The following is a 14,422-nucleotide window of genomic DNA, read 5'->3' on the forward strand; positions in this document are numbered from 1 at the left end:
GGGGGTACGGCGGCGCCGGCCGATGACGGCAAAGCGCGCTGTCAGAAGGCGATCCCGACACCGTCGACCCGGCTCCAGGCCCGCTCCTGCCCGGCGGTCATCGCCGGCCAGTCCCGGCCACCCGGCCGGGCGTGGACCCGCGAGGCGTAGGGGCCGGGACGGAAGTCCGGGGCGTAGAAGCAACCGGTCCGGTACCGGGCGTCGAACGTGGCGCAGGAGGCGGCGACCGACCGTGTCGTCGGTCTCCGTCCGGTACGCACCCACCCGTCCAGGGCGGCGATCGAGGTCGCGTACTCGGCGTTGCTCAACTCGCTGTGCTCGGTCTCGGTGGTGAAGGTCTGCACCAGATACCGGTCCCGGTGGGCGCCCCGCAGCGTGGCCCGGTACGCCGCCTCGTGCTCGACGAACGCCGTCGGATCGTCGATCGCGTGCAGGGTGAGGACCGGGATCGCGACCTGGCCGGTGAGGTCGCTGTCGTAGGACAGGTCGCGCCGGGCGGTCGGGTCGGCGGAGAACCGCTGCACCCCCGAGTTCAGCGCCCGGTCGTCGTGCGAGCCGGAGTACCGGACGCCCTGGTTGCTGAACGGGTTACGGCCACCGAGACGGTGGTGCACGATGTCGCGGAAGGTGAAGGTCGCGAACCGCAGGTGGGACTCCAGGGTCCGCTCGGGGATGCCGGTCACGGCCAGGATGTCGTCGAGGTTGCGCTGCTGCAGCGCGGTCCGGTCCGCCGGGGCGGAGTCGTACCCGGTGCACTCCGCGAGACGGGCCCGCAGCCCCGCGGACGTCATGGTGGAGTCGACCCGCAGTCCCTGCCAGAGCGGATACTGGGGCTCGGTCGGGCGTGGATGGTTCTGGCAGTAGTACTGGTAGACGACCCGCAGGTCGACCCGGTAGTCGTAACCGCGCGAGCCACCGCCCAGCACACCGTTGGTGAGCAGGGCGCCGTCGTACGGGCCGTGCTTCCCGGCGTACGTCTCGACGACCTTGGCCGCCACGTTGCCGCCCCACGACTGGCCGTGCACGTACGTCCGCCCCGGAGAGCCGAACGCGGCGACGAAGAGCCGCCGTACGCTCTCGGTGTCGGCGGCGGCCATCCGGGTGCCGTAGCCGCCCCGGCGGTAGGACGAGCCGGCCCAGGCGTAGCCCTCGTCGACCATCACCGACCACCGGTCCAGGTCATCGGTGCTGCGCCCGGGGTCGGACCCGTCGCCGAGATCGGGGCCGCCGTGGGCGTGTACGACCAAGGATCCGTTCCACCGGTTCGGGATGGCGATCGTGTAGTACGCCCCGTTGCTGTCCTGGCCGCCGTAACAGGTGGCCTTGCCGGCCACGTTCGGTGGGCATTCGACGGGTGTCGGTGGTGCCGCCGCTTGGGCGGCGGGCGGGTGGCCGAGCGTGCCGACGACGGCCCCGACCAGCAGGACGGCCAGCCCCGCCGGACGGAGGCGGGTCCGGAACCGTCGGAGACGGTGGGTGAGCGTTTCTAGAGCGTGCACAGTGGTGGCTCCTTGCTCCCGCGGGCGCCTCGTCGCGCCGCGGCCGTGATGTTAGGAGCGCAGCACGTCGACAGAGGTCGTTGCGTTCATATTGGTCACCGACCCGGCTGAGCGGGCGCGGCGGTCCGGTCACCCGAAGATCCGGCCGGTCACCCGAAGATCCGGATCGGGCCGCCCCGCCCGGCGTACGGGGCCCAGCCCGCCCCGGCCAGCGCCGCTGCGCCGCCGGCGGTGAAGGAGAGCCAGGCCGCACGCAGTGGGGCACCGCGCCCGGCCACCTCCGTCCAGGTCTGCCCGGCGAGCATCGGCGCGTCCGTCCACGCGGCCTCGTCGCCGAAGAGCAGCGGCAGATCGCTGCAGTGGCAGGCCCGGTACGGCGAGGTCGACACCGGACCGTCGAGCCGGTATGCGTGGACCCGGGCACCGGCCGCCGCGAGTGTGCGGGCGAACCGGAGCGTGGGTCGGGTGAACACCGCCCGGGTCGCCAACCCGACGAGTCCGTTCTCGACGGCCCGCCCGACCAGCGGCACGTGCCGGGACACCGGACCGCCGGCCAGGAAGTACGCGATCTCCCGACGGGTGGTGCCGAGCACCACCTCCAGGTCTGCCGCGCCGGCCCGGCAGGCGGCCCGCCAGCCCGGTACGTCGGGCAGCGGCGCCACGCCGGCGACCGGCCCGTACGCCGGGGCGAACCCGAATCCGGTGCGGGCGGCCACGTCCCGGGCGGCCAGCTGCTGGGCCGCCACCACGTCCGCCGGCGACGCGGTCCGCGGGTCCTGCCCGAGCCGGGCGAGGAAGCGGGCGGCGATCCGGTCGGCCGCCGCCGGACTGCCGAGCCCGAGCCCGAGCGGCGGACTCTGCAGCACCGCCCGGCGGAACAGCGGTCGTGCCACCGCCACGCCGAGCAGGCAGGCGACCGAGTGGGCGCCCGACGACTGCCCGACCAGGGTGACGTTCTCCGGGTCGCCGCCCAGGTGTGCGACGTTGTCGCGGACCCAGCGCAGCGCCTCGATCTGGTCCAGCAGGCCGAGGTTGCCGGGGGAGACGCCGGGCGCCCGCAGGTAGCCGAGCGCTCCGAGCCGGTAGTTGACGCTGACCACGACCACGTCGCCGTCGCGGGCGAGTCGGTCGGTCCGGTAGCGGTCCCAGGATCCGGCCCCGGTCCGGTACGAGCCGCCGTGCAGCCAGACCAGTACCGGCCGTCGTGCCCGGTCGGCGGCCGGGGTCACGATCGTCAGGTTGAGGCAGTCCTCGGACTGGACACCCACCTCCGGAACCCCGGCGGCCGCCCCGGCCCGGGTCGGTGGCTGTGGGCTGACCCCGCCGTGCTCCCGGGCGTCGCGGACACCCGCCCAGGGCCGCTCGGGTACCGGCGGGCCGAACCGTTCCGCGGTCGCGTACCGGACGCCGCGCAGGCTGGTCAGCCCCGACCCGCGACGGCCGCGCAGTGTTCCCCCGGCCACGGTGACCAGCACGTCCTCCGGGGTGGTCGGCGGTGTGCCGGGGGTGTCGGTGCGCCTCCCGCTCGGGGTCGTGGTCAGCTCCGTCGGGGTGCACTCGGCCGTCACTGCTGGTCCTGCCCTCTCGCCGACGCCATCACCGGCGGGGGCCGCGAGCGGCGTTCCCGCCAGGGAAGGCCACGGTAGCCCCGCGCGGACGCCCGCGACGAGCGGGTGCGCCGCCGGGAGACGTACGCCATCCGGCTGGCGGCGGACCGCGGCGCGCGGGTGCCGGTGGCTCAGTCGGGGGAGCGCTTCCCGACCCCGCGCAGCCCGAACAGGGCGACGGCGGCGAGCAGGATGATCGCGGCGGAGTACTCGTCGGCGGTCCGGGGCAGGCCGCCGCCGTAGACCACCAGGAAACCGGCGATGACGGCGGGCAGCCCGAAACCGATGTAACAGATGATGTACAGCACGGAGAGCACGCTGGCGCGTTCGTGTGCCTCGACCAGCGGCATCACGGTCTTGAGACTGCCCTGGAAGCCGGCGCCGAACCCGGCGCCGCCGAGCGCGCCGCCGACGAAGAACCCGGCGACGACGTCGGTGGTGACCGACACCAGCGTGACGACCATGCCGACGATGAGCACGGTGATCCCGACCAGCATCACGGTCCGGGCGGGGGCGTTGCGCAGCAGGAGAACGGCGACGGACGAGGAGATGGCGAAGACGAAGAGGGCCGTCCCGCCGAGCACGATCGAGGTGGGCCCGAGAGCGCGCACGAGCGCCGGGCCGAGCGCGCCGAAGAAGCCGGCCAGCGCCCAGACGGCGAAGAGCACCGGCAGTACGACCAGTACCGGCCGGCGGGCGGCCCGGGGCACCCTGACCTGCGGCCGCAGACTCCGCAGCGCCCCTGACATCGGCGTGACCGTCTCCGGCATCAGCAGCACCCCGAGCGCCTGGATCAGCAGGACCGCCACCAGGACGAGGTACACCAGTCGGGTCGGTGCGGGCAGGTACTGGATGAAGAGTGCGGAGAGCAGGGCTCCGGTGCCGGTGCCGACGCCCGGGGCGATCGCGTTCGTCAGCGTGCCCCGGGCGCGGTTGATGTCGAGCATGGCGGCGCCGACGGCACCGGTGGCGGCGCCGGCCGCGAGCCCCTGGACGACGCGGGCGGCCAGCAGCGTGGGTACGCCGTCGGCGAAGACGAAGACGACCAGCGCGACCACCTGCACCGCGATCGCCACGAGCAGCACCGGCCGACGCCCGACATGGTCGGAGAGCCTGCCGACGGTGAGCAGTGCGACCAGCACCGCGACCGCGTAACTGGCGAAGACGACCGTGGTGGTGATCGGTGAGAAGTGCCAGCGCGCCTGGTAGATGCCGTACAGGGGGGTCGGGGCGGAGGACGCGGCCAGGAACGACACGAGGATAGAGGCGAGCAGGAACAGGGAGACTTCCGGCGAAAGTCGTCGCCGTCCGGCGATACCCATGTCGCTGCCCCTCGGTGCCGCTGCCCCACGTCAACCTGGCCGCTCTGCTGCGGTCAGGGCGCGGTCGAGTACCCGATTTGCCGTGGTACACGCGACGTGGGCTACGCCCGGATTCCGGCCGGGAGCGGGTCAGCCTTCCTGATCATTGGGCGCGCGGCGGATCGGGGCCACCGTCGGCACCGGGTCCTGGGTGAGGAAGTCCAGCACGATCGTATTGACCAGCACGGGCTTCTCCTGGGTGAGGAAGTGCGAGGTCCCGGGTACGACCGCGAACTCGGCGTCCGGCAGCGCGTGGTACAGCTCGACCATGTGCGACAGCGTCATGATGTCGTCGTCGGCGGAGACCACCAGCGTGCGGTGTGGCACCACGGCCACGTCGGAGGCCTCCAGCGTTGGTTCCCTGGCGGCCATCTCACCGATCTTCGTCGCCACCACCCTGAAGTGGTCGATGCCGTCGGGGGAGACCTCACCGTACGACGAACCGAGGAACTCGAAGATCAGGTCGACGTTCCACTCCGCGTCCGGTGCGGCCTCGCCGTGCTTGTTGAAGCCGCTGCTGATCAGCACCAGGCGCTTCACCAACTCGGGCCGTTGCATCGCGACCAGCAGCGCCACCACGCCGCCGTCGCTGTGCCCGACGAGGTCGGCGGGTTCACCGACGACCGACTCCAGGAACGCGGCGGTGTCGTCCGCCATCAGCTGGTAGGTGATCGGACCCTCGACGTCCGGGGTGTGCCCGTGTCCCCGGCGTTCCGGCGTGTACACGTGGAACCTCTCGGCCAGTGGCCCGATGTTCGGTGCGAAGAACCGGGCGTCCACCAGGCCGCCGTGCAGCAGGACCAGGGGCTCACCGGCGCCGTGCTCGTCGTACCAGGTCTTCACCGCGCCAAGTTGGACGTACGTTCCCATCTGTCGGTTACCTTCCCCGGTTCGAGAGCCGTCGGCGTGGATCCTGCCTCAGGACCGGAGGGACCGGCAACCGTGGCCGTGCCGGGCCGCCGGTGGACGGATCGCACCGGGAGTCAGCCGGCGTACCGGCGCTCACCCGGCACGGTCGGTGGCATCGGCCGGCTCCGACCGGTGGGTCAGCCGTTCGAAACCGACCGCCACGACGAGCACGGCGACGACCAGCCCCAGCGCGGCCAGTGCGGGCAGCATCCGGCCCACCGGTAACAGCAGCAGCGTCACGACCACCGTCCCGAGCTGTGCCGGCGGCGCGGAGCGGACCGAGAACCAGACGGACAGCAGTCGGCCGGTGAGATGCAGCGCCACACCGCCGAAGAGCGCGGTCGTCGAGGCCCAGCTCAGCGGCTCACCCCCGGAGGAGTCGGGCTGCTTGTGCGCCAGGTGCTCGACCACCTGCCCGATGCCGAGCGCCAGGTAGATGATCCCGCTGACCAGGAGCAGGTACGCGAGGCTGTACGCGTCGCTGGCGATCTGGACCCGCCGGGACCCGGTCGCCCCGGCCAGGGCCCGGGCCGCGGCCGGCCCGACCCGGTCGAAGCAGAGCGACCAGAGACACACCGTCACGGTGAGCCCGAGCAGCGCGGCGAACAGGACCGGAGCCCGGGCGGCCGCCGTGCCGGCCCCGGCTCCGACCGAGATCAGCGACAGACCGAGGGCGATGATCAACGCCAGCCCGTGCCGCTCACTGAAGTGGTTCGGACTGCGCAGCTGCCAACCCCCGGCGATGGCGAGCGCGATTCGCTGGCCGCCGATGTCGATGAGCAACGACAGCAGCCAGAGCAGGGTCTGCGCGGTTCCGCCGTATACCGCCCCGAGGACGAGCGGGATCCAGGCGAGCACGATCGGGACCGCGATCCAGCGCAGTCTGGCACGGACCCGTGGGTCGTCCACCGCAACCCGGTAGTAGAGGAGGAAGTGCACCAGCCGGAGCGCGACGTACGCCCCGACCAGGATCAGCGGTGCCGCCATCCCGACGTGGTCGGAATGCCAGGCGTCCGGCATCACCAGTGCGGCGACGAAGAGCGCGGCCATCGCCAGCAGCGTTCCGGCCCGGATCACCCCCACGTCCGCCCGGACCTGGTTGCCCAACCAGGTGTACGCCGCCCAGGAGAACCAGATCAGCACCAGCAGGAGCAGGCCCTGGCCCATGCTCCGGAAGGTGGGCGGGTGCCCCATGAAGTCGATGATCCGGGTGAGGGCGAAGACGAAGACCAGGTCGAAGAAGATCTCGAACGGGGTGGCCCGGTGCGTCTCGGCGCGGGTCGGCACCGCCCGGGCCCGGCTGATCCGCCCCATCGACCCTCCTCGCCGCGCCGCCGCCCGGCGGTGGTCAGGGGCGTTCGCCGACGCCGGTCCCGACCTCCGCGAGCCGCCCGCCGGTGAGCCGGGACGCCAGCGGCGCGGTCGGCAGGCCACCGGTCGTCCGCAGACCCACCAGGAACTCCTCGATCGCCTCCCGGGCACTGTGCCGGGGGGACCAGCCCAGCTCCGTCCGGGCCCGGCTGACGTCCATCAGTGGCACCCGGAGCACCGCGTCCAGCAACTGCGGCGAGGCCGGCACCAGGTGCAGGTGCCAGGCGGCGGCCAGCGCCGTCCGGGCCAGGCCGGCGGGCAGTCGTACGGTCCGGGCCCGCAGACAGTCGGCGAGCAGCCGCCCGTCGACCACCGGCTCGGCGGCGACGTTGAACGCGCCGCGGACGTCCCGCAGCGCCGCCAACCGGTACGCCTCGGCGGCGTCCGCCGTGTGCAGCGCCTGGAATCTCAGTCCGGGCAGGTCCGGCATCACCGGTACGATCCCCGGCCGGACCAGCCGCCCGGGCAGCAGTGGACCGGTGAAGAGCCGTCGCTGCTGACTGGCGGCCTCCCGCTTGAAGATGAACCCGGGACGCAGCCGGACCACCCGGATCTCCGGATGTTCCCGCTCGAAGGCGTCGAGGGCGCGTTCCAGGTACGCCTTCTCCCGGGTGTAACCGGCGGTCGGCCAGCCGTCGGTCGGCCAGCTCTCGTCCACCGGACGGTCCTTCGGTCCCGGCGAGTACGCGCCGACGCTGGAGGCGTACACCACGGCCGGCACCCCGGCCCTGGCGACGGCGGCGAAGACCCGTCGCCCACCGACGACGTTGACCCGCCACGTGGTCAGCGGCCGGTGGGTCGGCTGGAACAGCCAGGCCAGGTGCACCACCACGTCGGCACCGTCGAAGATCTCGACGAGATCGGACGTGACGATGTCGGCCTCGACCCACGCCGTCTTCGGCGCCCGCCAGCGGGGGCGGCGGCGGGCGACGCCGACTATCGTGCCCACCGCCGGATCCCCGCCGAGCGCCTCGACCACACTCGTCCCGACGTTGCCGGTCGCGCCGACCACCACGACCCGCAGGCCCGCCCCGGTCCCCGCCGTCGGGCTCATCGGCACCCCCTCCGGCCGTCCGGAGCCGTCACCGTCGGCCCGGTCCGGCCGGGGACCGACCCGCGGCAGACCGGACACCGACAACTCGCGGGAAACGTCATGACCGTGGCCATTCCCGCCGATCGGACCGGTAAACCTCGGGGCGCCACCGCGGCGCCGCCACCGCGCCGGTCACCTCCGGACGCCGTCCAGCACCGTCTCCGCGTACGCCCAGAGCCGGTCGGCGGCGGCCGGGTCCAGGGCGTGCCGGGCCACCCCACCGGTGGCCTCCGGACCGCCGGCCACCACCTCGGCCTCCTGGTTGTCGTCGAAGTAGCGACCGGTGACCCCTTCGACCAGCGGCGACGCCGCCAGCAGCACCGAGGTCGAGGCGCCCTGCGCCGGAGTCTTGAAGTAGTCGGGTTCGGTGCGGTTGCCGGCCTCGTCCAACACCCCGAAGGCGCGCAGCGTCGCGTCGTCCAGGTGCCGCTGCAGGTTGGTCATGATGTAGCCGGGGCTGAGTCCGTTGGCGGTGACGCCGTCGGCCGCCCAGCGTCGGGCGATGCCGACCGTGAGCAGCACGTCGGCGGTCTTCGAGCGGCCGTACGCCACCCACGGGTCGTAGGCCTGCCGCTCGAACTGCGGGTCGTCGAAGTCGAACGGGTGCGCCAGGTGCGCCCCGGAGCTGACCACCACCACCCGGGCGGACCCGGCGGCGCGCAGACCGGCGTGCAGCCCCCGGAGCAGCGCGAAGTGACCGAGGTAGTTGGTGGCGAGCTGGAGTTCCCAGCCCTCCGGACTGACCTGGCGGGTGGGCACCGCCATGATGCCGGCGTTGGCGACCACCGCGTGCACCGGGCCCTGCCAGGCGGCCACGAACGCGTCGACGGACCGCAGGTCGTTCAGGTCGAGCGCGGCCGTACGGACGCTGCCCGGACCGTCGCCGGCGAACTCCGCGACCAGCGGTTCGGCCAGCCGGGGATCCCGGGTGGCGACGGTGACCTCCGCGCCGGCGCCGGCGAGGGCCCGGGTGGTCTCCAGGCCGATACCGGAGGCACCGCCGGTGACGATCATCCGGCGGCCGGTGAGGTCGACGCCGTCGAGAATCTCGGCGGCGCTGGTCCGGGCGGTGAATGGTGTGGTCAGGCGTGGCGCTTCTGTCATACGAGCGACGTTATGCGGCACCTTCTGGACTGTCTGTAGTCTGGAATCCGTCACTCTTTAGTGATAGTCCAACGAGAGGTTGCCGGTGGATCCCCTGGACGAGGTTCTCGCCCTGCTTGGCACCACCAGCCAGCTCTCCACCGGCATGGTCGCCGGGGGACGGTGGGCCGTCCGGTTCGGTCCACCGATCGGCGTCAAGTTCAACGTCGTACGCCGGGGGCGTTGCCTGCTCCGGGTCGACGGCGGACCGGACCGGGTGGTCCTCGAGACGGGCGACTGCTTCCTGCTGACCCGGCCCCGGTGCTTCACCCTCGCCAGTGACCTGGACCTCCCGGCCGAGCCGGCCCAACCGATCTTCCAGGCGGCGGTCGACGGGGTGGCCCGGACCGGCGAGGGCGACGACGTCCTGCTCTCCGGCGGCGCCTTCTCGTTCACCGATCGGGCCCGCGCCCTGCTGCTGGACAGTCTGCCTCCGGTCGTCCACGTACCGGCCGCGACGCCGGAGGCGGCGAGCATCCACTGGGCCATCGGGGAGATCGACGCCGAACTACGACAGGGCCGTCCCGGCGCCCAGGCGGTCGCCGAGCATCTCGCCCTGGTCATGCTGATCCGGATCCTGCGTCTGCACCTGCACCGAGGCGCCTCCTCGGGCTGGCTGGCGGGCCTGGCGGATCCGGTCGTCGCCCCCGCCCTGCGGGCGATACACGCCCGGCCGACCCGGCCGTGGACGGTGGCCGAACTGGCGGGTACCGCCGCGGTGTCCCGCTCGACACTGGCCGCCCGCTTCAAACACGTGGTGGGGCGTGGCCCGTTGGAGTACCTCACCGCCTGGCGGATCGAGCTGGCCGCCGAGCGCCTGCGGGGCGGCGAGGAGACGGTCGCTGCCATCGCCCGCGCTGTCGGGTACGGCTCGGAGAGCGCGCTCAGCGTTGCCTTCAAACGCACCACCGGTCTCACCCCCCGTGCCTACCGCAACCAGCGGACCTAATTCGATTGCCGCCGCCCCCAGGGGTCTGCTGGGGTGGGGGAGACCGGGAAGCCCACCGAGAGGAGTTGTCCGATGCGTCCATCGTCGTCGTACCGCCAGCACGCAACTGTCAACCACCCACAGGATGTGAGGCTTCATGAGTACGTCGATCACCGTGATCGTGGCGCCGCCGGGCGCCGATAGCAGGAATCCGTCCGACGGTCCGCCCGTCGTACCCCCGTCCGACCGGGTCGGGGAGGGTGACTGATGTCCCTTCTCGACGATCCTGGCCTGTTCGGCCGGCAGTGGTCCGAGGGCTACGACGACGGCCCCAACCCCGACCCGGGTCCGGCCGTCGACTTCCTCGCCGAGCTGGCCGACGGCGGCCGGACGTTGGAACTCGCGATCGGCACCGGGCGGGTCGCGATTCCCCTGGCCGCCCGGGGCGTGCCTGTCGAGGGCGTCGAGGCGTCCGAGGAGATGGTGGCCGGGTTGCGGGCCAAGCCGGGCGGCGACCGGATCCCGGTCGTGCTCGCCGACATGGCGGACGTGCCGGTCACCGGTCGGTTCGATCTGGTGTATCTCGTCTACAACACCCTGTTCAACCTGGTCAGGGCCGAGCGACAGGCGGACTGTCTCCGCAACGTCGCCCGGGTGCTGGCGCCGGGTGGGGCGTTTGTCGTCGAGGCGTTCGTTCCCGACCCGGCCGACTTCGACCGGGACGAGCAGCTTGAGGTACGGCGGGTGACCGAGGAGTCGGTCACCCTGCGGGTGCACCGGTACGACCGGGCCGCCCAGACGTTCCTGCGGCAGACGATCCGGATCAGCAACGACGGGATCTCGGTCAAACCGTTCGGCATGCACTACCGCTGGCCGGAGCAGATCGACGAGCTGGCCGAGCGGGCCGGGCTCCGGCTTGCCGAGCGGTACGCCGACTGGGACCGTTCACCGTTCACCTCGGAGAGTCGCAGTCACGTCTCGGTGTACCGCCGGGCGTAGTCCGCACCGGCCGCCGGAGACCGGAGGGCGCCCGGGTAGCTGACCCGGGCGCCCTCCGTACCTGTGGTGTGGGTCAGCCGGTCACCGGCCGCCCAGGAAGTTGACCTTGACGTCGTCGGTCACCACGGTCGTCCCCGGCACGATCGGTGTGGTCATCGTGCTGGTGACGGTGCCGGTACCGGGGATCAGGCCGCGCACCCTGACGGTGTACGAGGCCGTCCCGCCCGGGGTCGGGTCGGTGCTGGTGACCCGCAGGTCGCCGGTGGGCAGCGCACCCGCCGGCAGCGAGGCGCCGCCGGTGCCGTCGGCGTTCTCCGCCCCGACCAGGTACGGCTGGTTCGGGTTGGCCGGCAACGCGGCCGGGTCGTAGGCGAAGGCGATGTCCTGGGTGCCGTTGAGCCCGATCCAGACCTGGAAGTGCCGGTTCGAGGTGGTGCCCCAGACGTTGACCTGCCACTCCACGACCGCCCAGCGGCTGGTCCCCGAGGTGAGCAGGCCGACGTAGATGCCGGGTGCCCCGGTGCCGTCCAGATCGGTCCAGAACGGTGCCAGGACGTTGTTCGGACGGTCCGGGTTCGGCAGCGACGCCGGCAGGTTGCAGCAGTTGTTGTCCTCGGCCGTGGCCGGACCCGCCACCAGGTAGCCGTTCGAGTCGACCCCGATCGAGGTGTACTTCACCCCGTTGAAGACGAACTCCGGCACCGGGAAGTTGACCAGTTCCTCGTCACCGACCGCCACCGGGGTGAGGCCGAACGAGGCGAGCGGCAGCCACGCCCCGGCGACCGTGCCCGGCCCGAGGGACGGGACGCCGGCCTTCTGCCCCGCCAGGCTGACGTTCTTCTTCTCCACCTTGAACGGGCTCCGCACCGTGGCACCGGACGCGGACTCGATCGGCAGATGCGGCGTGGTCCTGGTGGTCAGGTTCGCCGTGGTCGCGGTCGAGGAGTTGTTCTGCGCGGTCACCGTGCAGGTGCTGCCGCCCAGCCAGGACACCGGGTCCGGCGTGCAGGCGGTGGCCAGCGACACGTCGCCCTGCTGCGGCACGAAGGCCACCGGCAGGTGCAGCGTCGGCAGGTTCTTCGACGACGGCACGAGCTGGATCTCGCCGAAGTACTGCCCGGTCGGCGCGCTCGACGAGACGGTGATCCTCAGCTCCACCGACTTGCCGGCCTTGAGGGTGAACCGGCTCGGCCAGACGCTGATCCGGCTCTGCGTCGGAGCGCTCGTCCGCACCGTGTACGTCTGCGTCTTGCCGCTGACGTTCGTCGCGGTACGGACGGTGCTGACACTGCCCGGCATCACCTTGGCGTCGACCGACGGCAGGTTGAGGTGGATGGCGTTCACCGGGTCGGCACCCAGCTCGAGCATCCGGTCCGCGGTCTCGTCGAAGGTGAGCCCCGGCTCGCCCGCCCTGGTCAGGTCGATCCGGCCGGCGCCGTAGTCCAGCGGGTCCGCCTTGGTGGTCTCGTCCTCCTTGACCACCCCACTGGTCTTCGCGGTGGTCATCATCGCCGACTTGATCTGACCGGGCGTCCAGCCCGGGTGCAGGGCGGCCAGCAGCGCGGCCGAGCCGGCGATGTGCGGCGCGGACATCGAGGTGCCCGCGATCGCCTGGTAGTACTGGCCGGCCGGGCCGCCGTCGACCGCGTCCGGGGTCGGCGTGTTGCCGGCCAGGATCTGGACACCCGGACCGGTGATGTCCGGCTTGAGGACCAGACCACCCGGCCCGCGTGACGAGAACGCCGCCATCACGTCACCCTTGGCGGTGGACTTCGTGCCACCGGTGAACGACGCCGTGACACTGCCGTGCGCGGCCATGAACGCCTTGAACTGGGTGCCGTCGGCCAGGTGCACGGTCGGCAGGAAGTGGTTGTCGGTCACCACGTCCTGCAGCGCCGGGTTGTAGAGGATCATGCCGGCCGCGCCGCCCTGGGCCAGGTTGTGGCCCTTCTCGATCCGGCCGTTGCCGCCCCGCTGGCAGGCCACGATCTTGCCGGTGAGGCTGCCGGCCGCCGCCGGGGCCTGGCACAGCGCCCCGCCGGGGTAACCGGGGACCGACTCGGCCAGTACCACGGGGGTGGCGGTCGGCACACCGGAGGTGATCGAGGCGCCGGTCAGGGTCAGCGTCTGGCCGCCGCCGCTGAGGGTCAGCGTCGAGCTGAACTGCCGGGTCTGGGTGGAGGCCGCCACGGTGGTGACCCACGGGACGTAGTTGTCCACGGTGCCGGCGCCCGGACCGGAGTTGCCGGCCGAGGCGGAGACGAAGACGCCCGCCGCGTACGCGTCCCGGAACGCCTGCATGCTGGGGTCGGTCGCGCCGCCGCCACCGCCGCCGATCGAGTAGTTGAGGACGTCGACGCCGTCCTTCACCGACTGCTCGATCGCGGCCACGATGTCGGAGGTGAAGCCGCCCTGCGGGCCGAGCACCTTGTAGACCGAGAGCCAGGCGCCGGGCGCGATACCGGCCACCGGCCCCCGCTCGACGTCGAAGACCTTGGCGGAGTTGACCACGTTGCCGACCGCCGTGGAGGCGGTGTGCGTACCGTGGCCGCCGCTGTCCCGGGCCGAGTCGTAGACGTCGTCCCCGGCCACCAGGTCGTACGTCTCGAGGAAGCGCTCGCCGCCGATCAGCTTGTTGTTGCAGGCGAAGACGTCGGTCGCCGGGGTCAGCGGATTGTCGCCGAAGTCGCAGGTACGCCGTGTGCCGTCCGGCTTGGCCGGTGGGGTGCCGAGGTTGCCCTGGTCGGCGAAGGACGGGTGCTCCGGCCAGGCGCCGGTGTCGATCACCCCGACCACAACCCCCTTGCCCGCGTTGCGGGTACCGCCGAGCTGCGGGTAGAGCGAGGTCGCCCCGATGAACGCGCCACTGGAGTCGGTCAACGGCTGGCGCAGGGTGTCCTGCTGGACGGCGACCACACCGTCCATCTTCAGCAGCTCACCGATCCGGTTGGCCGGTACGACCGCGGCGACGCCGCCGTAGACGGTGCGCAGGCGCTGCCCGACCCGGGCGGTCGGGACCCGTCTGGTCAGGTCGCCGACGAACGCCTTCTCCCGGCCGGCGAGGTAGTCCGCGTACCGCCGCTCGGCGCTGGAGCCGGAGAGCTTGCGGCCGGTTGTCGCCGGGCTGGTCGCGGCGTACCCGCTGACCCCGCCCTCGTAGGCGGCCACCGCGTCGTAGTCGAGTTTGACCATGACCGGGGTCGGGGTGTTGTCCTTGCGACCCAGCAGCGCCGGGTCGGTACGGGCCAGACTGCTGCTGGGCGCCTTGGCTCCGCTGATCGTCGAGACCGGGTTGAGTCCGGTCGCGGTGAACGGCGGTGCGGGCTCGGCCATACCCGGGCTGGCGGACGTCACCAACGCCAGCGGCGGGACAAGAGCGGCGGCGAGACCCACCCGCAGCCACATGCTTTTTCTCATTGTTCCCCTCTCGACACCTAGGGTCGTGCGCATCGTCGCACCCTGTTGATCGATAGACCAGACGTCCAACGCTCCGTCTCTTACCGGCCGAACGG

At 72.3% G+C, this 14,422-nt stretch carries 10 protein-coding genes; 2 read left to right on the top strand and 8 right to left on the bottom strand.

The annotated features are described in order from the left end of the window. Positions 1-41: 41 nt before the first annotated feature. The 7 genes from ABGB05_RS29170 to ABGB05_RS29200 all read right to left on the bottom strand — a co-directional run bounded on the left by ABGB05_RS29170 (position 42) and on the right by ABGB05_RS29200 (position 8,944). On the bottom strand, positions 42-1,499 hold the full coding sequence (locus ABGB05_RS29170) for a hypothetical protein (protein WP_347657129.1): 1,458 nt from the start codon (positions 1,497-1,499) through the stop codon (positions 42-44). A 149-nt stretch (positions 1,500-1,648) separates the two neighbouring features. After that, positions 1,649-3,067: a carboxylesterase family protein gene (locus tag ABGB05_RS29175; protein ID WP_347657130.1), complete on the bottom strand. Its 1,419-nt coding sequence runs from the start codon at positions 3,065-3,067 to the stop codon at positions 1,649-1,651. A 170-nt stretch (positions 3,068-3,237) separates the two neighbouring features. Further along, a complete protein-coding gene (locus ABGB05_RS29180) occupies positions 3,238-4,428 on the bottom strand; it encodes an MFS transporter (RefSeq protein ID WP_347657131.1) in 1,191 nt (396 codons plus the stop codon). 129 nt (positions 4,429-4,557) lie between these two features. Continuing rightward, complete coding sequence (locus ABGB05_RS29185; RefSeq protein ID WP_347657132.1) at positions 4,558-5,337, bottom strand: alpha/beta hydrolase; 780 nt, start codon at positions 5,335-5,337, stop codon at positions 4,558-4,560. 132 nt (positions 5,338-5,469) lie between these two features. After that, positions 5,470-6,690 carry a low temperature requirement protein A gene (locus tag ABGB05_RS29190; RefSeq protein WP_347657133.1) on the bottom strand — a complete coding sequence of 407 codons (1,221 nt, stop codon included), beginning with the start codon at positions 6,688-6,690 and terminating at the stop codon, positions 5,470-5,472. Between the two features lie 34 nt (positions 6,691-6,724). Then, on the bottom strand, positions 6,725-7,879 hold the full coding sequence (locus ABGB05_RS29195; RefSeq protein WP_347657134.1) for an NAD-dependent epimerase/dehydratase family protein: 1,155 nt from the start codon (positions 7,877-7,879) through the stop codon (positions 6,725-6,727). Positions 7,880-7,972: 93 nt separating this feature from the next. Then, entirely contained in the window at positions 7,973-8,944 is a 972-nt protein-coding gene (locus ABGB05_RS29200) for an SDR family NAD(P)-dependent oxidoreductase (RefSeq protein WP_347657135.1), read from the bottom strand. A gap of 85 nt (positions 8,945-9,029) precedes the next feature. Here ABGB05_RS29200 and ABGB05_RS29205 point away from each other — a divergent pair, with 85 nt between their 5' ends. Both ABGB05_RS29205 and ABGB05_RS29210 read left to right on the top strand, forming a co-directional pair. Then, entirely contained in the window at positions 9,030-9,932 is a 903-nt protein-coding gene (locus ABGB05_RS29205; RefSeq protein ID WP_347657136.1) for an AraC family transcriptional regulator, read from the top strand. Positions 9,933-10,178: 246 nt separating this feature from the next. Next, positions 10,179-10,910: a methyltransferase domain-containing protein gene (locus tag ABGB05_RS29210; protein WP_347657137.1), complete on the top strand. Its 732-nt coding sequence runs from the start codon at positions 10,179-10,181 to the stop codon at positions 10,908-10,910. A gap of 81 nt (positions 10,911-10,991) precedes the next feature. Here ABGB05_RS29210 and ABGB05_RS29215 read toward each other — a convergent pair whose 3' ends face one another. Continuing rightward, positions 10,992-14,315 carry a S8 family serine peptidase gene (locus ABGB05_RS29215; RefSeq protein ID WP_347657138.1) on the bottom strand — a complete coding sequence of 1,108 codons (3,324 nt, stop codon included), beginning with the start codon at positions 14,313-14,315 and terminating at the stop codon, positions 10,992-10,994. Positions 14,316-14,422 lie beyond the last annotated feature (107 nt).

The sequence above is a fragment of the Plantactinospora sp. B5E13 genome (assembly GCF_039871775.1).
Classification (GTDB): Bacteria; Actinomycetota; Actinomycetes; order Mycobacteriales; family Micromonosporaceae; genus Plantactinospora.